At 71.2% G+C, this 21,183-nt stretch carries 18 protein-coding genes; 8 read left to right on the forward strand and 10 right to left on the reverse strand.

Going from position 1 to position 21,183, the window contains the following annotated elements; genetic code table 11:
* Positions 1 to 85: 85 nt before the first annotated feature.
* The 3 genes from AC6CKD_RS16810 to AC6CKD_RS16820 all read right to left on the reverse strand — a co-directional run bounded on the left by AC6CKD_RS16810 (position 86) and on the right by AC6CKD_RS16820 (position 3,346).
* Positions 86 to 1,069 carry an acetylxylan esterase gene (locus tag AC6CKD_RS16810; protein ID WP_498328210.1) on the reverse strand — a complete coding sequence of 328 codons (984 nt, stop codon included), beginning with the start codon at positions 1,067 to 1,069 and terminating at the stop codon, positions 86 to 88.
* A gap of 162 nt (positions 1,070 to 1,231) precedes the next feature.
* Complete coding sequence (locus AC6CKD_RS16815; protein ID WP_498328211.1) at positions 1,232 to 1,621, reverse strand: hypothetical protein; 390 nt, start codon at positions 1,619 to 1,621, stop codon at positions 1,232 to 1,234.
* 1,434 nt (positions 1,622 to 3,055) lie between these two features.
* On the reverse strand, positions 3,056 to 3,346 hold the full coding sequence (locus AC6CKD_RS16820) for a helix-turn-helix domain-containing protein (protein ID WP_498328213.1): 291 nt from the start codon (positions 3,344 to 3,346) through the stop codon (positions 3,056 to 3,058).
* 232 nt (positions 3,347 to 3,578) lie between these two features.
* On the opposite strand from AC6CKD_RS16820, the gene chvE reads away from it, so the two are divergent.
* The 6 genes from chvE to AC6CKD_RS16850 all read left to right on the forward strand — a co-directional run bounded on the left by chvE (position 3,579) and on the right by AC6CKD_RS16850 (position 10,451).
* Positions 3,579 to 4,682, forward strand: coding sequence for a multiple monosaccharide ABC transporter substrate-binding protein (gene chvE, locus AC6CKD_RS16825; protein WP_498328214.1), 1,104 nt, complete (start codon positions 3,579 to 3,581; stop codon positions 4,680 to 4,682).
* A 102-nt stretch (positions 4,683 to 4,784) separates the two neighbouring features.
* Positions 4,785 to 6,350: a multiple monosaccharide ABC transporter ATP-binding protein gene (gene mmsA / locus AC6CKD_RS16830; protein ID WP_498328216.1), complete on the forward strand. Its 1,566-nt coding sequence runs from the start codon at positions 4,785 to 4,787 to the stop codon at positions 6,348 to 6,350.
* 3 nt (positions 6,351 to 6,353) lie between these two features.
* Positions 6,354 to 7,592, forward strand: a complete 1,239-nt coding sequence (gene mmsB, locus AC6CKD_RS16835) for a multiple monosaccharide ABC transporter permease (RefSeq protein ID WP_498328217.1) — start codon at positions 6,354 to 6,356, stop codon at positions 7,590 to 7,592.
* Positions 7,593 to 8,050: 458 nt separating this feature from the next.
* A complete protein-coding gene (locus AC6CKD_RS16840) occupies positions 8,051 to 8,968 on the forward strand; it encodes an expansin EXLX1 family cellulose-binding protein (protein WP_498328218.1) in 918 nt (305 codons plus the stop codon).
* 125 nt (positions 8,969 to 9,093) lie between these two features.
* Positions 9,094 to 9,627, forward strand: a complete 534-nt coding sequence (locus tag AC6CKD_RS16845; RefSeq protein ID WP_498328220.1) for a SigE family RNA polymerase sigma factor — start codon at positions 9,094 to 9,096, stop codon at positions 9,625 to 9,627.
* Positions 9,624 to 10,451 carry a hypothetical protein gene (locus AC6CKD_RS16850; protein WP_498328221.1) on the forward strand — a complete coding sequence of 276 codons (828 nt, stop codon included), beginning with the start codon at positions 9,624 to 9,626 and terminating at the stop codon, positions 10,449 to 10,451. The genes AC6CKD_RS16845 and AC6CKD_RS16850 overlap by 4 nt, the downstream gene beginning before the upstream one ends.
* 66 nt (positions 10,452 to 10,517) lie before the next feature.
* On the opposite strand, the gene AC6CKD_RS16855 is transcribed toward AC6CKD_RS16850, so the two are convergent.
* A complete protein-coding gene (locus AC6CKD_RS16855; protein ID WP_498328599.1) occupies positions 10,518 to 13,064 on the reverse strand; it encodes an RICIN domain-containing protein in 2,547 nt (848 codons plus the stop codon).
* Between the two features lie 493 nt (positions 13,065 to 13,557).
* Between AC6CKD_RS16855 and AC6CKD_RS16860 the strand changes: the two genes are divergently transcribed.
* Together AC6CKD_RS16860 and AC6CKD_RS16865 are read left to right on the forward strand one after the other, a co-directional pair.
* The gene (locus AC6CKD_RS16860; RefSeq protein WP_498328223.1) at positions 13,558 to 15,084 is read left to right on the forward strand and encodes a N,N-dimethylformamidase beta subunit family domain-containing protein; all 1,527 of its coding nucleotides are present in this window, start codon (positions 13,558 to 13,560) and stop codon (positions 15,082 to 15,084) included.
* A gap of 69 nt (positions 15,085 to 15,153) precedes the next feature.
* The gene (locus AC6CKD_RS16865; RefSeq protein WP_498328225.1) at positions 15,154 to 16,512 is read left to right on the forward strand and encodes an LCP family protein; all 1,359 of its coding nucleotides are present in this window, start codon (positions 15,154 to 15,156) and stop codon (positions 16,510 to 16,512) included.
* A 10-nt stretch (positions 16,513 to 16,522) separates the two neighbouring features.
* Here AC6CKD_RS16865 and AC6CKD_RS16870 read toward each other — a convergent pair whose 3' ends face one another.
* The 6 genes from AC6CKD_RS16870 to AC6CKD_RS16895 form a co-directional block, all read right to left on the reverse strand.
* Positions 16,523 to 16,945, reverse strand: a complete 423-nt coding sequence (locus tag AC6CKD_RS16870; RefSeq protein WP_498328227.1) for a nuclear transport factor 2 family protein — start codon at positions 16,943 to 16,945, stop codon at positions 16,523 to 16,525.
* 181 nt (positions 16,946 to 17,126) lie between these two features.
* A complete protein-coding gene (locus AC6CKD_RS16875) occupies positions 17,127 to 17,936 on the reverse strand; it encodes an MBL fold metallo-hydrolase (protein WP_498328600.1) in 810 nt (269 codons plus the stop codon).
* A 142-nt stretch (positions 17,937 to 18,078) separates the two neighbouring features.
* A complete protein-coding gene (locus AC6CKD_RS16880) occupies positions 18,079 to 18,723 on the reverse strand; it encodes a DsbA family protein (RefSeq protein WP_498328229.1) in 645 nt (214 codons plus the stop codon).
* A gap of 120 nt (positions 18,724 to 18,843) precedes the next feature.
* On the reverse strand, positions 18,844 to 19,338 hold the full coding sequence (locus AC6CKD_RS16885; RefSeq protein ID WP_498328230.1) for a MarR family winged helix-turn-helix transcriptional regulator: 495 nt from the start codon (positions 19,336 to 19,338) through the stop codon (positions 18,844 to 18,846).
* A 92-nt stretch (positions 19,339 to 19,430) separates the two neighbouring features.
* Positions 19,431 to 20,435, reverse strand: a complete 1,005-nt coding sequence (locus AC6CKD_RS16890; protein WP_498328232.1) for an NADP-dependent oxidoreductase — start codon at positions 20,433 to 20,435, stop codon at positions 19,431 to 19,433.
* A 48-nt stretch (positions 20,436 to 20,483) separates the two neighbouring features.
* Positions 20,484 to 21,170, reverse strand: coding sequence for an SDR family oxidoreductase (locus tag AC6CKD_RS16895; RefSeq protein ID WP_498328234.1), 687 nt, complete (start codon positions 21,168 to 21,170; stop codon positions 20,484 to 20,486).
* Positions 21,171 to 21,183 lie beyond the last annotated feature (13 nt).

The following is a 21,183-nucleotide window of genomic DNA, read 5'->3' on the forward strand; positions in this document are numbered from 1 at the left end:
CTCCTCGGTCTCGGGGGCGGAGCTCAGTGCGCGGGGCGGCCAAGCGGCCGCCCGCGCGCGTCTGCCCGGTCCGGTGGCGGGCCGGTCAGAACTCCGGCGCCAGGCCGCGCTCGCGCAGCCAGGCCAGTTGGACGGGCGGGTTGGAGCCGAAGCCGCCGCCGTGGTCGCCGAACGGCCACACGGTCATGGTGCGGTCCTCGCCCGCGTAGTGATTGAAGGCGGCGTAGACCGTGGAGGGCGGGCAGACGGGGTCCATCAGACCCACGCTGAACAGCGTCGGCGCGGTGGCCCGCCGGGCGAAGTGGACGCCGTCGAAGTGGTCGAGGGTGGCGAAGGCCGGCTCCACGCGGTGGCGGCTGTGCCAGCGCAGGTACTTGGCGATCTCCTGGTACGGGCCGTCGTCGCACATCTCGGCAGCGCGGCGGAAGTGGCACAGGAACGGGACGTCCGGCATCGACGCCGCCACGCGGTCCCCGGCGAGACCGGCTACGGCGAGCGCGAGACCGCCGCCCTGGCTGCCTCCGGCCACCACGATCCGGCGGCCGTCGAGTCCGGGCAGCTCCGCGACCGCGTCCACGGCCCGCACGCAGTCGGTGATCAGTCGCCGGTAGTAGTAATGGTCGGGAGAATCGATGCCCCGGGTCATGAAGCCCTCGACCCACTGCGTACCGTCACCCACGCCCCGGTCGGGGGTGTCGTGACCCTGACCCCGGCTGTCCACGACGAGGTGGGCGTAGCCCGCGGCGGACCAGACCAGGTGGTCGGTGGGCAGTCCCCGACCGCCGCCGTAGCCGATGTAGGTGATGACGACCGGCAGCGGTCCGGCGGCGTTGCGCGGGCGCAGCAGCCAGGCGGCCACCGGCTCGCCGTTCCAGCCGGGGAAGCGCACGTCGTCGACCTCGACGGTGTGCAGCAGGTGCTGGGCGGTGACCCGTTCCACCTTCACCGCTCCGCCGTGCGACCGGGCTTCGGCAAGGGTCCGCCGCCAGAAGGCGTCGAAGTTCGTCGGATCGGGCAACTCTGGTCGGTAACGGACGAGTTCGTCCGCGCCCATATCGGTGAGCGGCATGGTGGCTTCCTCCGGTCGGAGAGCTGACGAGGTGAGGGGCGAAGAGGTGACGGAGCAGCTTAGTGGCCGCGGGAGGCCGCGCCCAGCAGGTCCGGCTGCCTGATGGCGAGAGGGGAGACGGCCCGCCCTCCGGACGGGCCGCCGGTATCGCGGATGCGGGACTCAGGCGGTCCCGCCGGACGCGGTGAAGCCGAAGGCGGCCGGCCGGAAGCCGCCGTGCAGCGTCAGCCGCAGGTCGCGGACGCCCTCCAGCGGAGCGGCGAGCTCGGCGGCGGCGACGGTCGTCCACGCGGAGCGGTCGTCGGTGACCGGGACACCGATCTCGGCGGGCAGTCTTTCGCGGGCCCGGAGTTCCGACCGCGCCGCCCCGGAACCCGCGTGCTCAAGGGCGGTCTCGGCCTCCGCCCGGACCGCCCCGGAGAGATCGGCACACGGAAGAGCGGTGTCGCGGGCCGAGCCGGATCGGCCCGCGCCAGCGTCAGGGTTCGAGGCCGACGGCTTGCGGGGAGACGGCCGCCACCCCCATCCAGGAGAGCCTGTGCAGGGCCTCACTGCCGGTTCGGAAGGAGCCGGGGCCGCAACGCGGTACCGCCGGTGCGCACGGGAAGGGAGGCGGACCGGCTGCGGTCATGGATAGGGAACTCACGTGAAAACCCCTCGGCAGGCTGGGCATCATGATGATTCATCGAAGCGCTTCGACGCTCACATGAACGAGTGTCACTGTTAACCGCCCCTGGCACAAGCAGTTGCCGCATGATTCAGGCTCTAGCGAAACACCGACGGGCAGGCCGACCCGCGCCACGAAATCTAAGCGCTTCGACAGCTCGACGAGACGGGCCCCACCAGGAGACCCACGTGCCGTCGCAGACCTGACGCACGCCGCCGCCTCGATCGCCGGGGCGAAGCGATCGCGCCCCTGCCGTCCGCCTGCGGCGCGGACTCCCGAAAGCGCACCGACGCGAGCACCAGGAGCGACCCATATTGGAGCCGGCGGCCGGCCTACGCCCCGGCGGACGAGGCTTCCAGGACGTACGCACCTGCGCGACGTGCGGACCCACCCGACCAACGCGACATACGAGCGACCGGAGCGACCCGGCGGCATGCCGGAATGCCGACATGCCGCCCAAGTGGCGCCCGGTGCAGCCCTGGAGACCGGACTCCGCCGTCAGGCGATCGGCACACCGGCGGCCGACAGGGCGCCCCGGAGACCCAAATGCAAACATGAGGGACGCAATATTGTTAGCGCTAACAGTACCGCATTCAAGAGATCCGGCGGCGAGCGCGGAGCGCCGTGACGTCAGGCCCAAGGTCGGCACCCCTGCGGCCCCGCTCAGCGGGCGAACGGCCGGCCCTTCACTGCGGCACGGCACCAGCTGGGACGGATCCGCACCTGGGTGCGGGCGTGCGCGACGCCCCCGCTCCTCGACGAGCAGTTCCAGGGCCCGGCGGCCGAGCTCGCCGGAGGTCCTGGCGCACGGTGGCGAGGAGGGCGGGTGAAGTACGCGGCCCCGGAGAGGGATGCCATCGAAGCCCACCACGCCGATGAGGGCTGACAGTCGAGCGTCCGGCCCCGCGCAGGGCGCACCGCAGGCCGCGCGCCATAGGGCCGTTGGCACAGAATACGGCGGTGACGTCGTCGCCCAGTTCGGCGATCCACAAGCCCGCCTGGCAGCCCGGCCGCGCGCTCCAGTCGCCGCGCTCTACCTGCGGCGCGGGGGCTCCGGCAGCGTCCAGCGCGCCGCGCCGGCCCGCCTCGCGGTCCCGGCTTCCACCCACGCGCGGCCGGTCCGGCCAGGTGGTGCACGGTGCGGTGGCCCGCCAGGTCGAGCAGGCGCCCGGCCGCTTCGGCGCCGGACCGGTTGTCCACCGAGACCACGGGAACCCGCGCCTGGCTCCCCGATCCTCCCGCCACGACCGGCACGGGGCTGGAGAGCCTGGCCACGGCGCAGACGGTGGAGAGCTGTGACGCGATCGCGGCGACGCCCTTCACACCTGGCCGCACGGCCGGTCGACGGCCACCTGAACCGGGGGGCCGTCCAGCGAGCGAAGGCGGGTCACGCTGACGAAATGGCCCGCACCGCGTGCCGCCCGCTCGATGGCGCACAGGATCGAGGCGGGACCGTAGGAGATCGACCCGAAGCCGGCCGCGCCCGGGGTTCGGGAGCGGCGCGTGACCAGCGCGCGGGCCGCAGAGTCGGGGCGGCGGTCCCGTTCCCGGAAGGCGGAGAGCACCCGCTCCCGGGTGCGCCGCCCGGTCCCGGCGCCGCCGGTTCCCACCCGGGCCCCGCCAGGAGCCTGATCGCCTGCGCGTTGTTGGCTCAACGGTGATCGAACAGACCCTTGACGCCACTCTTGTGAGCGTTAACACTCATGTAACTCCAGGGCGGATCCACTGCGAGCCCGGCCTGGCGCAGCGCGAGGAAACGGCTCTCGGCCTGCCCCGCCCGACCGCTTCCGGTCACCCAACCGGGTCGCACCGTGCCGGTCGCGGAACATCACTGGAGGAACTGTGCGGAAGCTTTCGACGGGCCTTGTCACCCTGGGTCTGACGCTGTCGCTGGCAGCCTGCGGCCAGAGCGCCAACGGCGCGGGCGAGGGTGGCGCCGGCGGGGGCGGAGGAGAGGCCAAGGGCGGCCTCGTCGGCATCGCGATGCCGACCAAGTCGTCGGAGCGCTGGATCAACGACGGCACCAACATGGTCAAGGAGTTCCAGGCCAAGGGTTACAAGACCGATCTCCAGTACGGCGACAACGTCGTGGAGAACCAGGTCTCCCAGGTGGAGAACATGATCACCAAGGGCGCCAAGCTGCTGGTGATCGCCGCCATCGACGGTTCCTCGCTCACCAACGTGCTGCAGAAGGCCGCCGACGCCCACATCCCCGTCATCTCCTACGACCGGCTGATCCGCGGCACCGGGAACGTCGACTACTACGCGACCTTCGACAACCACAAGGTCGGCGTTCTCCAGGGCAGTTACATCGTCGACAAGCTCGGCCTCAAGGACGGCAAGGGCCCGTTCAACATCGAGCTCTTCGCCGGCTCGCCGGACGACAACAACGCCACGTTCTTCTTCAACGGCGCGATGAGCGTCCTCAAGCCGTACATCGACGACAAGAAGCTGGTCGTGCAGAGCGGCCAGACCTCCTTCAACCAGATCGCCACGCTGCGCTGGGACGGCGGCCTCGCCCAGTCCCGGATGGACAACCTGCTGAGCAAGTCGTACACCGCCGCCAGCGTCGACGCCGTGCTCTCACCGTACGACGGCATCTCGATCGGCATCATCTCCTCGCTCAAGGGCGTCGGCTACGGCGCCGGCCAGCCCATCCCCGTCGTCACGGGCCAGGACGGCGAGCTGGCATCGGTGAAGTCGATCATCGCGGGCGAGCAGACCCAGACCGTCTACAAGGACACCCGCCAACTGGCCAAGTCGGCGGTCCAGATGGGCGACGCGCTGCTGACGGGCGGCAAGCCCGAGGTCAACGACACCAGCCAGTACAACAACGGCGTCAAGACCGTACCGGCGCAGCTTCTCCAGCCGGTCAGCGTCGACAAGGAGAACTACCAGAAGGTCCTGGTGGACAGCGGCCAGTACACCGCGGACCAGCTCAAGTAGCCCCCGGAGCCCGACCGACGGGTCCGGCGACGACGAAACGGCGGTGCGACGCCCGCGGGACCGCCGGGTGCCGCACCGCCCCGACGATACGGATGCGCAACCATGGCCCGACCCGTTCTCGAGATGCGGTCGATCAGCAAGACGTTTCCCGGTGTCAAGGCCCTCTCCGAGGTCAACCTCACCGTCGCCGCGGGTGAGGTGCACGCCGTCTGCGGTGAGAACGGCGCCGGCAAGTCCACGCTGATGAAGGTACTCAGCGGGGTGCACCCCCACGGCGGCTACCAGGGCGAGATCTACTTCGAGGGCGAGCCCTGCCGGTTCCGGGACATCCGGGCCAGCGAGCAGCGCGGCATCGTGATCATCCACCAGGAACTCGCGCTGGTGCCCTACCTGTCCATCGCCGAGAACATCTTCCTCGGCAACGAACACGCCACCCGGGGCGTCGTCAACTGGCACAAGACGCTGACCCACGCCGCCGCCCTGATCCGGCAGGTCGGACTCGACGAGAGCCCGCACACCAGGATCGCCGATCTCGGCGTGGGCAAACAGCAGTTGGTCGAGATCGCCAAGGCGCTCGCCAAGAAGGTCAAGCTGCTCATCCTGGACGAGCCGACGGCCGCCCTGAACGACGAGGACAGCCGCAAGCTGCTCGACCTGATCCTCGAACTCAAGGCGCAGGGCATCTCCTGCATCCTCATCTCGCACAAGCTGAACGAGATCGCCCGGGTCGCCGATGCCGTCACGATCCTGCGCGACGGGCGGACCATCGAGACCATCGCGATCGGTTCCGGGGGCATCTCCGAGGAGCGGATCATCCGCGGCATGGTCGGCCGCGACCTGGAACACCGCTTCCCCGATCGGCAGCCCTACGCGGCACCAGGGGCGGAGACCGGCGAGGTCGCCTTCGAGATCGAGGACTGGAGCGTCCAACACCCGATCGACCACCGGCGCAAGGTGGTCGACGGCGTCTCCCTCAACGTCCGTCGAGGCGAGATCGTCGGCATCGCCGGCCTCATGGGCGCCGGCCGCACCGAACTGGCCATGAGCGTCTTCGGCCGCTCGTACGGGCGGTGGACCGGCGGCCGGGTGCGGCTGGACGGCCGGGAGATCCGTACCCGGACGGTGCCGGAGGCGATCGGGCACGGCATCGCGTACGTGACCGAGGACCGCAAGCAGCTCGGCCTCAACCTCAACGACGACATCAGCCGGAACATCTCTCTGAGCGCCCTCGGCAAGGTCGCCCGGCGGGGCTGGGTCGACCGGCACGAGGAGGCCAGGGTGGCCGAATCGTTCCGGCGGACCATGAACATCAAGGCCCCCTCGGTGTTCGCGGAGACCGGCAAACTCAGCGGCGGCAACCAGCAGAAGGTCGTCCTCAGCAAGTGGATCTTCGCCGAGCCGGAGGTGCTGATCCTCGACGAGCCCACCCGGGGCATCGACATCGGCGCCAAGGCGGAGATCTACACCGTCATCGCCGACCTCGCCGCCCAGGGCAAGACGGTGCTCGTCATCTCCTCCGAACTCCCCGAACTCCTGGGCCTGTGCGACCGGATCTACACCATGGCCGAAGGCCGGATCACCGGTGAGGTCGACCGCGCGGAAGCCACCCAGGAATCCCTCATGCGGCTCATGACCATGAGCGCGGCATACCCCGACAAGCAGGTGTGAGGCATGGCCCAGACCAAGACCACCCCAGACGACACCACGCCCCGCACACGGGAGCCCGGCCGACGGCCGTCGGCCGGTGCCGTACTGGCCCGAGCGCTGCGCGGCAACCTCCGCCAGTACGGGATGCTGCTCGCGCTGGCCCTGATCGTGCTGCTGTTCCAGTTCTGGACGGGCGGCATCCTCCTCCAGCCGCTCAACATCACCAATCTGATCCAGCAGAACGGCTACATCCTCATCCTGGCCATCGGCATGATGATCGTCATCATCGCCGGGCACATCGACCTGTCGGTCGGCTCGCTCGCCGCCTTCGTCGGGGCGGCCGCGGCGGTGATGATGGTCAAGCATCAGGTGCCGTGGCCGGTGGCGCTGGTGGCCGCGCTGCTGATCGGGGCCCTCGCCGGAGCCTGGCAAGGGTTCTGGATCGCCTATCTCGGGATCCCCTCGTTCATCGTCACGCTGGCCGGCATGCTGCTGTTCCGCGGTGGGACCCAGATCCTCCTTCAGGGCCAGTCGGTGGCGCCGTTCCCCAAGGGCTTCCAGAACATCAGCAGCGGCTTCCTCCCCGCGGTCGGCCCCCACACCAACTACCACAACCTCACCCTGCTGCTGGGCTTCGTGGTGCTGGCCGTCGCGATCCTGCAGGAGGTGCGCGGACGGCGGCGGGCCGCCTCGTACGGGCTGGACCCGCTCCCGACCGGTCTGTTCCTGGTGAAGCTCGGGGCGATCACCGCGGCCGTGGTGGCCTTCACGCTCCTGCTGGCCAGCTACCACGGGGTGCCGATCGTCCTCCTGATCCTCGGCGTCCTGCTGGTCGGCTTCGGATACGTGATGCGCAACTCGATCCTCGGCCGGCACACCTACGCCATCGGCGGGAACGAGGCGGCGGCGAGGCTGTCCGGGGTGAAGAGCAAGCGGGTCGTCTTCCTGGCCTTCGTGAACATGGGCGTCCTCGCGGCCCTGGCCGGGATGGTCTTCGCCGCCCGACTCAACGCGGGTACGCCGCAGGCCGGCATCAACTTCGAGCTGGAGGCGATCGCCGCCGCCTTCATCGGCGGCGCCTCCGCGAGCGGCGGTGTGGGTACCGTCATCGGCGCGCTCACCGGCGGTCTGGTGCTGGGCGTGCTGAACAACGGCATGTCGCTGGTCGGCGTGGGTACCGACTACCAGCAGGTGATCAAGGGCCTGGTACTGCTGGCGGCCGTCGGCTTCGACGTCTACAACAAGCGCAAGGCCGGAGGCTGACCCGGCCCCTCCTCGGCTCGGCGCCGCCGCCCGTGGTGGGCGAGGTGCGGCCCGAGCCGTCGTACGGCGACCGGCCCACGAGGTGTTCCCTCCGCGTAGGACTCGGACAGCGGCGTCCCGTGCCGCACCGGTGGCACCCCCGTCGGCAAGCACCGTCAAGCCCTCGGTGTTCACTTCCGCCGGGACCACGGCTTCCAGTCGCGGCGACCCGCGCGCCACGAACCGCGCCATCCGTGCCGCCGAGCCCGTTTTCCGCACCCCCTCGCTCTGTGAACCGACCGGTACGGGGCACCGCTGCCCGGCCGCCGAAGAACCCGTTGTGCGCCCGCTTTCAACCGTCGGCAACCTTTTCGCGTTCTGCGGCGACCAGGCAGTGCACCTCGACTCGAATCTTCGAACGGACGGACATGCAGACTGCACGGCAGGCCGCGCGGCAGCGCAGGCGTAGACACAGGCTGATGCTCGGTACAGCGGTGATACTGACCGCCGCGGGCGTCCTCTTCTGCCTGGTGACAGCCATGCTCCCCGGCCCCCGGGCCGTGGCCGGGGCAGGCGCCGGGGCAGGCGCTGGGGCCGATGTGGCCGCCCCCGCCCCCACCACCACGGGAGCCACGCCCTCGGCCCCGGCGAGCCCGGCGCTTCCGACGACCGGCTCGCATGCCGCGGCGACCCCGAGCGCGACCGCCGCAGCGACCAGCGCGGCGCCGCCCCCGCCTACGGCGAAGGAAAGCCGACCGGCGGCATCCACCCCGGCACCGTCGGCGGGACGCATCCGGCCGGACACCACCTACAAGGGCGTCGCCACCGTCTACGCCGCGGCCGACGGCAACGGCGCCTGCCTGTTCGGCCCGAGCGACGACCTCATGATCGCGGCGATGAACACCACCGACTACGAGTCGGCCAGGGCCTGCGGCGCGTACGTGCGCGTCCGCGCCGCGAACGGCGCCTCGATCACGGTCCGGATCACCAACGAATGTCCGCTGCCCTGCGCACCCGGACAACTGGACCTCAGTGAACAGGCCTTCGCGAAACTGACCGATCCCAAGGCCGGCCGTATCCCGATCACCTGGAGCCTGGTGAGCCCCCGCACGTCCGACACCCTCTCCCTGCGGTACAAGACCGGGTCCAGTGCCCACTGGTGCGGCATCCAGGTGATCGACCACCGGAATCCGGTCGCACGGCTGGAGGTGCGCACCGGCAAGGGCTGGCGGAAGCTGCCCCGTACCGACTACAACTACTTCCTCTCCGCCGATGGCGGCGGGTGCGGCGGCGCGATGAGGATCACCGACATCTACGGAGAGCAGTTGACGGTCGACGGGATCGCGCTGCTGCCGGACGTCGCACAACCGACCAGGGTCCAGTTCGCCGCGCACTGAAACCTCACCGCGGCGGGGTGGCGGAACCGGGCGCGCCGCACCGCCGCGCCGTGGCCAACCGGCCACTGGTACGCTGCCGCCCGGATGTTAGCGCACACATTTTGCGGAGGGGACGACCAACGGACATGGTCCTCGATGACGCGTCCGCGGAGTTCCACGACTTCTTCGAACGCCACTACGCCGAACTCGCCCGGTTCGCCCGTCTCCTGACGGGCGAGCCGGACGGCGCCGACGATCTGGCCGCGGACGCCCTGATCGCACTGTGGCAGCGCTGGGACCGGCTGCGCCAGGCCGAGCACCCACTGGCCTACGCCCGTGGCGTGGTCGCCAACCTGGCACGGTCGCGGATCCGCAGCACGGTGCGCGAGCGCCGCCGGATCGCCCTGTTCTGGTCCCGCGGTGCGGAGCCGTCGCACGGTCCGGACGTGGCCGCCGTGGTGGACGTGCGGACCGCTCTCGCCCGGTTGCCGTTCCGGAAGCGCTCCTGCGTGGTCCTGCGGCACGCCTTCGACCTGTCGGAGAAGGACACCGCTCTGGCGCTCGGAATATCGGTCGGTACGGTGAAGAGCCAGACCTCGAAGGGGATGGCCGAGCTGGAACGGATGCTGGGCACCACAGGGGCAGCCGGGGAACTGTTGGCGGGGAGGAGGAGCCGTTGAACGAGGAACTGACCAGGCGGCTGCGCGAGGCCGCCGAGGCCCACCAGCCCGACCGCGCCCGGATCCTGGCACGCGTGGAACGCGGCATGTCCGGTGCCCCCGTCCGCCGCCGCGCGTCTTCGGGCGCGAGGCCCTGGCCCAGGATCGCGCTCGCTTCCCTGGCCGCGGCCGGCACTCTGGCGGTCGGCGGCTTCGCCGTCGCCGCCATCGTCCAGTCGCCCCCGGCTGAGCCGGAGGTCTCGGCCACCCCCGCCGCGCCGTCCGCGCCGTCCGGGACCCACCGGCCGACACCGTCGACGCCATCGGCACCGTCGATGCCGTCGGCACCCGCCCCCGACCGCCCGGCCACGCCGGACCGTTCGTCCCCGACGGGCCCCGGCCCTTCGGCGTCGGGCGCCGCGGGCTCGGCCCGGCCGGGCACCGCGCACCTCCAGGACGGGCCTCTGTCGTCGGCCGGCTCCTTGGGGACGAACAGCAACAGCTTCTGGGCGCAGAGCAACATCACCCTCAAGTCCACCGAACCGCTCACCGCGCTCACCGTGGAACTGCGCATCACGCAGACCGGTGCCGTGGAGAGCACCGGCAGCTGGCGGACACTGCCCGTCGAGGACTTCACCGTCACCGTGCAGAACGAGGGCGCAGCAGTGGTCTACCGCTGGATCCTCAAGCCGGGCCGCACGGTGCCGGCCGGACAGCACGTCTTCGCCGGCCAGTACAACCACGCCACCGGCGCACGCGAGGTCGAGCACGACGGCTACCGCGTCGACGCCGGCGGTCCCCGCGGCGCCCTCTCGGTCTGGGGCGGCTTCACCGCGGCACGATGAGGCCGTGCCGGTTCGCCGGCCCGTGGGCGGACGGCGCGGACCGCCGCCCGCCCACGGACCGGAGCATCAGGACAGGTCGCCGTACACCACGCCACGGCCGTAGGCGCCCAGGTAGACCCGCCCGTACACGTCGGGGTCGCCGCTGATGACGTTGACGGCGATCCCGCCGAACTGGTGGCGGTCGTCGTTGATCCGGACCCAGGCCGAGCCGCCGTCGGTCGAGCGGAACAGCCCGGTGACGCCCTTCACCTTCCCGCTGAGGTACAGCGCCTGGTACCGGGCACCCGGGGCCGGCTTGCCGAAGCCGACGGCGCTCGCCTGCTGCACGCCGCCGGGCTTGCCGAAGCTCGTACCGCCGTTGGTCGAGTGCAGGAGTCCGTTGTCCCCGCCGGCGATCCACAGGTCACCGGCCAGGCCCGGAACCGCCTTGAGCTGCCCGCCGCCCAGGCCGGTGGCCCGGGCGGTGAAGTGCTTCCCGCCGTCGGTGCTCGCGTACAAGGTTCCGCCGCTGAGGGCGTAGAACGTGTTCGCCGCCGACCGGTCGGCCACGACCGCCGTGTCCTTGGGGAGGCCGGAGGCCGCCGTCCAGGCCGATCCGCGGTTGGTCGAGTAGAACGGAACCTGGCCGGCGGGGGTCCAGAACACGGTGGCGCCGTCCGCCGAGACGGCCGTGGAACCGCCGCCCGCGTCACGCACCGGCGCCGTGGCGAACGGCACCCAGCCGGCTCCGCCGTCGGCCGAGTAGGCGCCGTGCTGCTCGCCACCGAGACCGACCCGCACCATGAACCGCGGCTTCGACTGGGCGAAGTCGATGCCCGTCGTGTTGGTGAACAGCGGTCCGGACAGCGCCTTGGCCGGCACCTTGGTGAGGTCCTCGTGCCGGAACCCGCTGACATCGCCGAGCGCACTGATCAGGGGAAGGCCGGGCGGCTTGATCAGTCCGAGCGTCGCGGTCTCCTCCAGGCCCTTGGCCGGGATCGTCCAGTGCGTCGCCCGCCCGCTGTCCGCCGCGGTCACGTCGCGGCTGCCCCACATCCCCGATCCCGTGCCGTACAGCACGTGCCCGGAATCGAAGGGGTCGATGGCCAAGGCGCCCATCCAGTGACCGATCCCGGTGCCCACGTAGGGCGCTGCGGAGTTGTCCCGCACCGAGGTCGCGCCGAGCGCCTTCCAGGAGGCGCCGCCGTCGACCGACCGGTAGATCTCGTCCGAGGGCCACCAGCGGTCCAGCGTGGTGACCATGACCGTGGACGGGCGCTGCGGATCGACCGCCAGGCCGGCGAACCCGTAACCGCCGCTGGACGGCGAGATGTTCTTCCAGCCCCGGGTGGACGGCGTGTGCTTCCACACCGAACCGGCCGTCACGCCGTTCGGGCCCGGCGCGTTGGTGTACGTCAGGTACAGCGAGCCGTCGCCGGACAGCACACCGTGCTGCGGCAACTGCCCCTTCGGCTGACCGGGCACGGCCTGCCAGGTGCTGCCGCCGTCGGTGGAGCGGTACAACGAGGTGGTCTTGTCGGCCACCCCGACATAGATCGTCCGGCTGCCGGCCGGGCCGAAGGTCACGAAGGAGAGGCCGACGCCGCTGCTCGCTCCGTCCTTCACGGGGAAGCTGCCGACCTGGCTCCACGTCACGCCGTGGTCGGTGCTGCGCCAGAGCCCGTTCTTGCGGGTACCCAGGTAGAGCGTGGCGTGGTCGGACGGGTCCACCACCAGCCGCTCGCCCATGGACCGGCCGTCCTCGTTGCCGCCCAGTTTGAACGGCAGGTCGGTGCGCTGGAACGTCCTGCCCTGGTCGGTGGAGCGCAGGATCGCGCCGTTGCCCGCCCAGTCGTTGGTGTAGGTGCCGCTCGCGAGGTACAGGCGGTTCGGGTCGACCGGGTCGGTCGCCAGGCTCTCGATCCCCAGCAGGTTCCAGTCGGCTCCGCCGATCCAGTCGGTCAAGGAGGTCCAGCGGGCGGCGGTCGCGTCCCAGCGGTAGGCGCCGCCGATGTCGGTCCGGGCGTACAGCAGGTCCTTGCGGGCGGGGTTGAAGACCAGCCCGGTGACGAAGCCGCCTCCGACGATCTGGGCGTTGTGCCAGGTGTACCCGCCCGCGCCGGCCGCCTTCACCAGTCTCCAGTGCTGGTTGGTGCTGCCCTTGTCGGCGTACTGGATCAGCGGCACGCCGTCGTCGCGGGAGCCACCCCACACGTCCAGCACCATGCCGCTGCTCCGGGAGACGATTTTCACCGCCGCGCCGCCGACGTCCTCGATCTTCCACTGCTGGGCGGCGGCGCCGTGGTCGGACTGCTGCTCTACGGCCGCCGCCGACTGTATGGAGGCACCCCGCACACCGAGGACCTTCTTGCTGCTGCGGTTCTCCAGCTCGTAGTAGCCGTCCCGCGTCGGCCTCAGCCGCCATTGCTGACTCGCGGCACCGGACACACGGCTCTGCTGCCGCGTCCAGGCGCCGTCCGACGTGTCCGAGCCGGGCACGTCCAGCACCTTGTCGCTGCGCACGGACACCACCTCGTAGTAGGCGTCGGAATCCAGCGTCGCGGCCTCCGAGTCGGCCTGCACGAACAGCAGGTAGGGGCCGAGCACGCCGGGCACGCCCAGCGCCAGACCCATCGTCGTCCAGCGCCGGCGGTGGCGTCCGCGCGTACGTCGCTCGCCACCGGCCGCGCGATCGCGCCGTCCGCGACCGTGCGCGGTGGGATCGGTCTCGTTCATGGGGGGGGTTGCTCCTCGCTCCGAGCCTGCCTCGCATGCCTCGTACACCGGCTCTGGTCAGCGGTGCTCGGCAGCAAGCGGCGGTGTGATCGGACGATCCGTGGGTGTGATCGTCTTCGGTCGCCCGTGAGTCGCCACAGCTCCACGAAAGGTTGCCGCCCGCCGAGGTCCTCCTCGGACCACTGCCGAACCGACGGCTCCGGCCGGCTTCCTTCACGCCCTGGGGGCGACCCTTTGCGTGTCCTGACGGGGTCAGGAGTGGAGTGTGGGCTAGAACGGGGGCCAGCCGATGCGGAGTTTTGGGGGTGACGCGGTGGACCGGACAGGTGTTCCGAGCGGGTCCGGAGGCAGGGAACCGAGACGTCGGCTGATCCTGGGTCTGGCTGCCGCCGTGATCACGTCATGGCCCGGGACGCCGGCTCGTGCGGCCAACGGCTCCCACGGCTCCCATGGCTCCGCAGGAGATCTCCGGACGGCGGGAGGCCTGGACACGAGGGCCGAGAACGCGCTGCCCGGCTCGCCGGACTGGCGGATCACCCGGCCGGGTCGCGCGCGGGCGGTCGAGGGTTTCGCCGAGCGGGTCAGTGTCCGCGCGGGAGAGCCGTTGGGGCTGCGGGTGTCGACGACGGCCGCGTCCTACACCGTCTCCGCGTTCCGGATGGGCTGGTACGCGGGCGCCAGGGCCCGTCTGGTGTGGCAGTCCGGCCCCTTGCCGGGCATCGTCCAGCCGCAGGGCCTCGTAGACCCCGCGACGCGGATGGTCCGCGCGGACTGGCGCCGGACGGCGCAGGTGGACACCTCGGGATGGCCCGAAGGCTGCTACCTGCTGCGCCTGGACACGGCGGACGGGCAGGCGCAGCGGTTCGTGCCCGTGACCGTGCGCTCCGCCTCCGCCGTCGGCCGTACGGTGGTGGTGAACGCGGTGGCCACCTGGCAGGCTTACAACCGCTGGGGTGGCGCGGACTTGTACAAGGGGACGACGGGCAAGAAGGGGTCGAGGTCCCTCCAGGTCTCCTTCGACCGTCCCTACGCGGGCGGAAACGGAGCCGGCCAGTTCCTCGTGTACGAGGCGCCTCTGATCGCGCTCGCCGAGGAGATGGGCCTGCCCCTGGCCTACACCACGGGAGTGGATGTGGCCCGTGAACCGCGGCTGTTGTGCGGGGCGGCCGCGGTGGTCTCACTGGGCCACGACGAGTACTGGAGCCCCGAGCAGCGCCGAAACGTCACCTCCGCCCGAGATGCCGGAACCAACCTGGCCGTGCTGGGCGCGAACTGCTGCTACCGGCGGATCCGCTTCGAGGCCTCTCCCCTCGGCCCGGAGCGCATCGTGGTCTGCTACAAGGACGACTACGCCAAGGATCCCGGCTACCGGCGGGGATCCGCGCCCACGAACGATTTCCGGCGTGCACCCGCCCCCGACCCGGAAAGCTCCCTGCTCGGCGTCATCTACGACGGCTACCCGGTCGACGCCCCCTACGTGGTGACCCACCCCGACCACTGGCTCCTGGCGGGCACCGGGGCGAGGGCGGGCGATGCCTTCCCGCACTTGGTGGGCGTCGAGTACGACCGGGTGAATCCGGCCGGGCATCCGACGCCACGACCGATCGAGGTCCTGGCGCACTCGCCGGTGGTGTGCAAGGGCCGGCCCTCGTACGCCGACACCGCCTACCTGTCGCTCGCGGGCGGGGCAGCGGTCTTCGCGACGGGAACCATGCGCTGGGTCGAGGCCCTCGATGCGACCGGACCCGCGGGCGGCAAGGCCAACCACGGTCTGGACGCGCGAGCCGGGCACTTCACCCGCACCGTCACCGCCAACGTCCTCCAGGCGTTCTCGCGAGGTCCGGCAGGGCAGGCCCGGCCCGCCCAGGACAATGCGGCCGCCCATTACGGCGACACGGCCACGGCTCCCGGCGAGTAGCACCGTCTGCCGCGGACAACGGCGCTAGCGTCCCTTATGCGGCTTTTGTCACTTCAACAAGGGGACACTTTGCGTAGATTCACGGTTGCTCTCACGTTGCTGGCCACCCTCGCCGCGGGCTCCTACTCCGGCCCGCCGGCTCTCTCCGCCGAACGTGACGCGGCCGGCCGGGGCACGAACATCCTCATCGTCGGCATCGACAGCCGTGCGGGTCTCTCCGCCGCCGAGAAGCGCCGTCTGCACGTGGGTGGCAAGGGGTGCAACTGCACGGACGTGATGATGCTCGTGCACCTCTCGGCGAGCGGGCGCCGCGCCAGCATCGTCTCGCTCCCCCGCGACTCCTACGTGCAGTACGCCGATCCCGCCGCCCCGCCCGCCGTGCCGGGGCCGCCCCGGTTCGGAAAGATCAACGGTGCGTACGCGATCGGGGCCGGCCCGCTGACCGTACGCACCGTCGAGAAGGCCACCGGTCTGCGCATCGACCACTACCTCGAGACCGGATTCACGGGCTTCGAGCAGGCGATCGACAACCTCGGCGGTGCGACCGTCTGCACGGACAAACCCCTCAAGGACGACGGCTCCGGCCTCGACATCACCGCCGGCACCCACCACACCAACGGCGACCAGACGCTCCGGTACGTCCGGGCCCGTCACATCAACCGGCCCGGAGACCTCGGCCGGGTCCGCCGCCAGCAGCGCACCGTCAACGACCTGCTGGCCCGCCTCACCGCCGAAGGCGCCCTGTCCGGGCCTGTCAGCGCGGCCCGCACGGCCCGGACCCTGCTCAAGTCCGTACGCACCGACGACAAGACCGGGCTCGACGACCTGATCCGCATCGGCTGGACCCTCGGCCGCCTCAAAGCCGAGCAGACCGAGTTCGCCACCGTCCCCATCCGGCTCTTCGACCATCGCGTCCCCGGCGTCGGCTCCACCCTGGTCTGGCACGAAGCCCGCTCCGCCGCCCTGTGGGACGCCCTCGCCGCCGACCGACCCCTCACGGGCGACCCGCGCATCCAGCCCGTCCCCGAAACCGCGGCAGCGACCAACCCCGCCGGGATCAGCGTCCGCGTCGACGACCCGGCCACCGCCGCGGCCCTGCGCCGCAACAAGTTCGTGGTCACCGACACCTCGCAGTCCGCACCCCCCGTACGCCCTGACGGACCGCCGCGCATCAGCTACGCCCCTGGCAGGGAAGCGGATGCGGCGACCCTGGCGGCAGCCCTTCCCGGGGCCCGCCTCGAAGCGGTCCCAGGTCACGACAAGTCCTTCGACGTCACGGTCGGCACCCGGCCCGTCCAGGTCAAGACCGTCACCTACGACCGCAACACGGCCGAAGGCGCCCCCGTCACCGCCGACACCCTCCGCTGCCCCGGCACGTCCAAAGGGCCCGGCGCTGCGCCTCAGGCTCCGACGGCACCCCCGGCGTAGGCCGGTGTGGTCATGCGCCGGGGCGCATGGCGTCGCGGACCAGGGCGGTGTCGACGAACTGCTCGAAGCGGACGATCTTTCCGCCGCGTACGACGAAGTGGTGGCAGACGCGCACGTTGAGCGGCTTGCTGGTGGCCTTGTTGGTGGCGGTATAGCGGGCGAGGACGACGACGTTCTCGCCGTCGACGACGTAGGTGTCGTCGTGGGCTGCCCAGCCGTCCCAGGACTTGGCGAGCTGCTCCATGACCGCGGAGGTGACGCCGGTGGGGGTGCGGTAGGTGCCGGCCAGGGGGAAGCCCGCCATCTCGGTCCACTCCACGTCGTCGGCCAGGGTGGCCCGCAGGGCTTCGAGGTCGCCGTTGGCGGAGGCTACGTACTGGCGGCGCACCACGTCGGCGGGGGCGGCGGAGGCGTGGAAGTCGGTGGTCTCCATGGGCTACGGCCTTTCTCAGATGGGGTCGGGGGCGCTGGTGGGGCACAGGCGGTAGGGGGTACGCGCCTGGCTCCCGCCTAGCGTCGAAACGACTGGTGGATGATCGCGCCGAGGACCGGCGCGATCAGGTACACGGCGAGGTAGCCGTAGGTCTCCAGGGTCGGATCGTGGTCGGGGTGGGTCAGCCCCAGGTCATTTCGCCCTTGGCGACCTTCGCGCCGAGCTGGGCCGCGATGAGCATGCCGGATCCGGGGTAGCGGGCGACCAGCGCGTTCGTCAGGGCCTCGCCGCTGTCGGCCTTGTCCAGCTCCTCCTCGAGGGCGGTGAGGTAGTCCCTGGTGTAGGCGATCGGGCTCGCGTCGAGAGCGGCGGCGGTGGGCAGCCGGTGGCCGGGGACGGCGAAGGCGGGGTCCAGGGCCGCCATCTCGTCCAGCAGCTCGATCCACACGGCGCGGTCCTGCGGCTTGCCGGTGTCGGCGACCCAGACGTGCTCGCTCTGGAACAGCAGGACGCCGCCGACGATCGCCCGGTGTTCCGCCTGCCACAGGTAGTGGCGGTCGGGCAGCCCCGGGTGGCCGCCCTTGAGCTGGAAGACGTGGCCTTCGAAGGTGAGGTCGCCGGTGAGTTCGGCCATCTCGACCAGGCGGGTGGGGCGGTTGGCGCCCACCGGCTCCCAGGCCTTGAGCTTGCCCTCGTACGCGGCCTTGATGTGCTCGATCACCAGCGGCGTCGCCAGGATCTCGGCATCGGGGAAGGCGTCGGCGATGACCTCGGCGCCCCAGTAGTAGTCGGGGTCGGCGTGGCTGATGAACACCTTGGTGAGGTGCTTGCCGGAGTCGAGGATCTCGGCGGCCAGCCGGTGTCCGTCGGCGCGGGTGAATCCGGTGTCGATGAGGAACGCGTCGCGCTCGCCGGTGACGAGGGCGGCGGTCTTGTTCTTCGAGCCGACGGGGAAGTCCAGGTCGATGACCTTGAAGTCGAGGGTGCTCATCATCATGTCCTTTGCCAGGATCAGCGTAGGGGTGGGGCGGGGCGGTATGGGGCGGGGTAGGAGCTGGTGGCCGGCCCTGTGGGTTCAGGTTCGCGCCATCGGGTGCGGGCGGCACCGACCGTGCCGGTGTGTCGGCCGGGATTCAGCGGCCGGACGCGGCCGAGTGGGTGCGGGCGGCGCCGAACTGCTCCAGGAGCGTGTCGATCTCGTCGGGACCGGCGTGGCCGACGGCTAGGACCGCGGTCCGGTCGCCGTCCTGCGCCAGGAGGGTCGGGTATGCCCGCGCGCCCAGGGCTGCCGCCCGCCGGAAGTCGGCCTCGGCCGCGAGCGAGGCAGCCGGTGCGGCGAGTGCGGTGCCGACCTCCGGCGCGTCCAGGCCGGCTGCCGCGGCGATCCGGGTGAAGGTGTCGGGGTCGGACAGGCTCAGGCCGTCCTGGTAGAACGCGGCCTGCACGGCCATGGCCAGCTCCACCGCCCGCTCCGGGGCCGCCTGCCGCAGCACCGCCATGCCCCGGGCGGCGTCCAGGGAGTCCATGACGAACGAGCCGTCGGCGATCAGCCGCCCGTACCCCGCGCCGAACGCGACGCCGGTCAGCTCGCCGATCTTGGCGTTGGCGCCCTGGACGTAGCCGAACTCGCGGATCGGCACGGCGCGCGGCCCGGTGAACAAGCCGCCCGACACGACATCGACGGGCAGTTCGGGGTGACGCAGGGTGACCTCGGCCAGTGTGGGGGCGAACCCGTAGGACCAGCCGCAGTAGGCGTCGAAGACGTAGACGAGTTTCATGGGGAGGCCTTCGCATGAGGGAGTCGCTCCGACACCGAAGCGATGTACCTGCTTGAACAGTATCTGCTACGTCAGGTATTCCCACGCCGCGAAGGACCCCTCCCCCCAGGGCTTCCGCCCCTACCGCAGGCGGGGCAGCGCGTCCCGCGCCGAGTGCGAGAGGATCCGCAGGCACTCCATGAACTGCTCCCTCGCCTCCTCGGGCAGCGGCGCCAGGAAGTGACGGCGGATGTTCTCCACGTGCAGCCGGCTGGCCCGCACCACGATGTCCTCGCCCTGTTCGGTGAGCCGTACCAGCTTGCCCCTGCGGTCCGCGGGGTCGTCGGCGCGCACCACCAGGCCGGCCGCCTCCATCCGGTCCACCAGGCGGGTCATCCCGCCCGTGGTCAAGACGCGCTCCTGCGCGACGGCCCGCATGGACATGCCCGCGCCGCCCGCCCTGCCCACGATCAGCAACACCTCGTACATCAGGTGACTGATCCCGAACTCGTCCTCGATCGCACCGCCGAGCAGGTACTCCAGCCGCCCCGCGGCCCCCTGCAGCCGTCCGAACGCGAGCACCAGCTCGTCGTTCGCCGCCTCCCGTGCCGAACCGATCCCCGCACCTTCGCCCACCCGCCACACCCTTCGCTCGCCAGATCCGGCCTCTGGCACGATCATCCCCTCCCGGCCGCCCGGCACCGGAACTCCGGTGAGGGTCTCCGCCCTCATGTCATCGCGACGACGACCTTGCCGGCCTTCGCGCGGCCCTTCTCGACGTACTCCATGGCCTCCCGGGTCTGATCGAACGGGAAGACACGGTCGACCACGGGACGGATCTCCCCGGCGTCGATGAGGGGCGTCAGTTCGCGCAGCTGGTCACCGCTGGCCTTCATGAACAGGAACGAGTACGACACGCCCAGGCGCTCGGCGCGGCGCCGGGTCGTGAAGCTGAGTGCGCTCATCGCCAGGCGGAGGATCGCGTTCGCGCCCAACTCGCGGGCGAACGCCGCGTCGGGAGGACCCCCGACGCTGATGACTTTCCCGCCGGGCTTGAGTACCCGTAGGGACTTCTCGAGCGTCTCGCCGCCGAGGGTGTCCAGGACCACGTCGTAGCCGTCGAGGACCGCCTCGAACGCCTGCAGCTTGTAGTCGACCACGACGTCCGCGCCGAGCTCCTTGACCAGGTCGACGTTGGCGGTGCTCGCGGTGCTGGCCACGTGCGCGCCCAGCACCTTCGCCAGTTGGACGGCGATGGTGCCGAGGCCGCCGGCACCGGCGTGGATCAGGACCTTTTGGCCCGGCCGCACTCGTGCCCGTTCGACCAGCGCTTGCCAGGCGGTCAGGGCGACGAGGGGAAGGGAGGCGGCCTCCGCCATGGTGAGCGCGGCCGGTTTGATCGCCACGTCGTCCTGGTGGACGGCGATGAGTTCGGCGAAGGTGCCGATACGGTCCTTGCCGGGGCGCGCGTAGACCTCATCACCCCGCGCGAACCGGGTGACGGCCGGCCCCACCTGGACCACCACCCCGGCGAGGTCGTTGCCCAGGACGAGCGGGAGACGGTACGGCAGGATCGCCTTGAGGGCCCCGTCGCGGATCTTGAGGTCGAGCGGGTTGACGCCCGCCGCGGCGATCCGCACCAGGACGTCGTCGGCTCCCACCCGCGGGTCGGGCATCTCGCCGGCGCGCACGCCGGCCTTGTCGCCGTACCGCTCGATCATGAAGGTCTTCATCGTCGTCTCCGTTTCTCGTCCGCGAGGGGACGTGATCCTCCCGGTCTCTCACGCCGCGTTCGGTGAAGCGGCGAGGCCCTGCCTGACGTACCGGGTGGTCTCGTCGGCGAGGATCTCGGGCAGGCCCTTCTCGATCCCGTCCAGGGCCTGTGCGGCGACATCGGCGGGATCGGTCTTCTGATCGGCGGGAACGGCCGCGGCCATGTCGGTGTCCATGTACGCCACGTGCAGAGCCGAGACGGTGATGCCGCGGGGCGCCAGTTCCTCCCGGGCCGCGTCGGTCAGTGCCCACGCCGCGGCCTTGGCCGCGGCGTAGGACCCGAGGCCGGCCGGGTGCAGCCAGGACAGTACCGACAGGACGTTGAGCACGGCGCCGCCGCCGTTGCCCTCGATGACGGGGGCGAAGGCCCGCGTCACGGTGAGCGGACCGAAGAAGTTCGTCTCCATCTCCAGGCGCACCGCGTCCAGGCCGCCCGCGATCAGCGGCGTGGCGGTGGAGATGCCCGCGTTGTTCACCAGCAGCGTCGCGTCGGACGCCGTACGGGCCGCGACCCGGATCGACTCTTCGTCCGTCACGTCCAGCAGAAGAGGGATGACGCCCGGCAGGTCCACCGTCTCGGGACGGCGGGCCGCCGCGTAGACCTTCGCCCCGCGCTCCACGAGCTGGGCGGCCAGATGCCGCCCCAGTCCCCTGTTGGCGCCGGTGACCACCGCTACCGCGTCCTTCAGCTCCATGTCCGCTCCCAGC

The sequence above is a fragment of the Streptomyces sp. GQ60 genome (assembly GCF_059758875.1).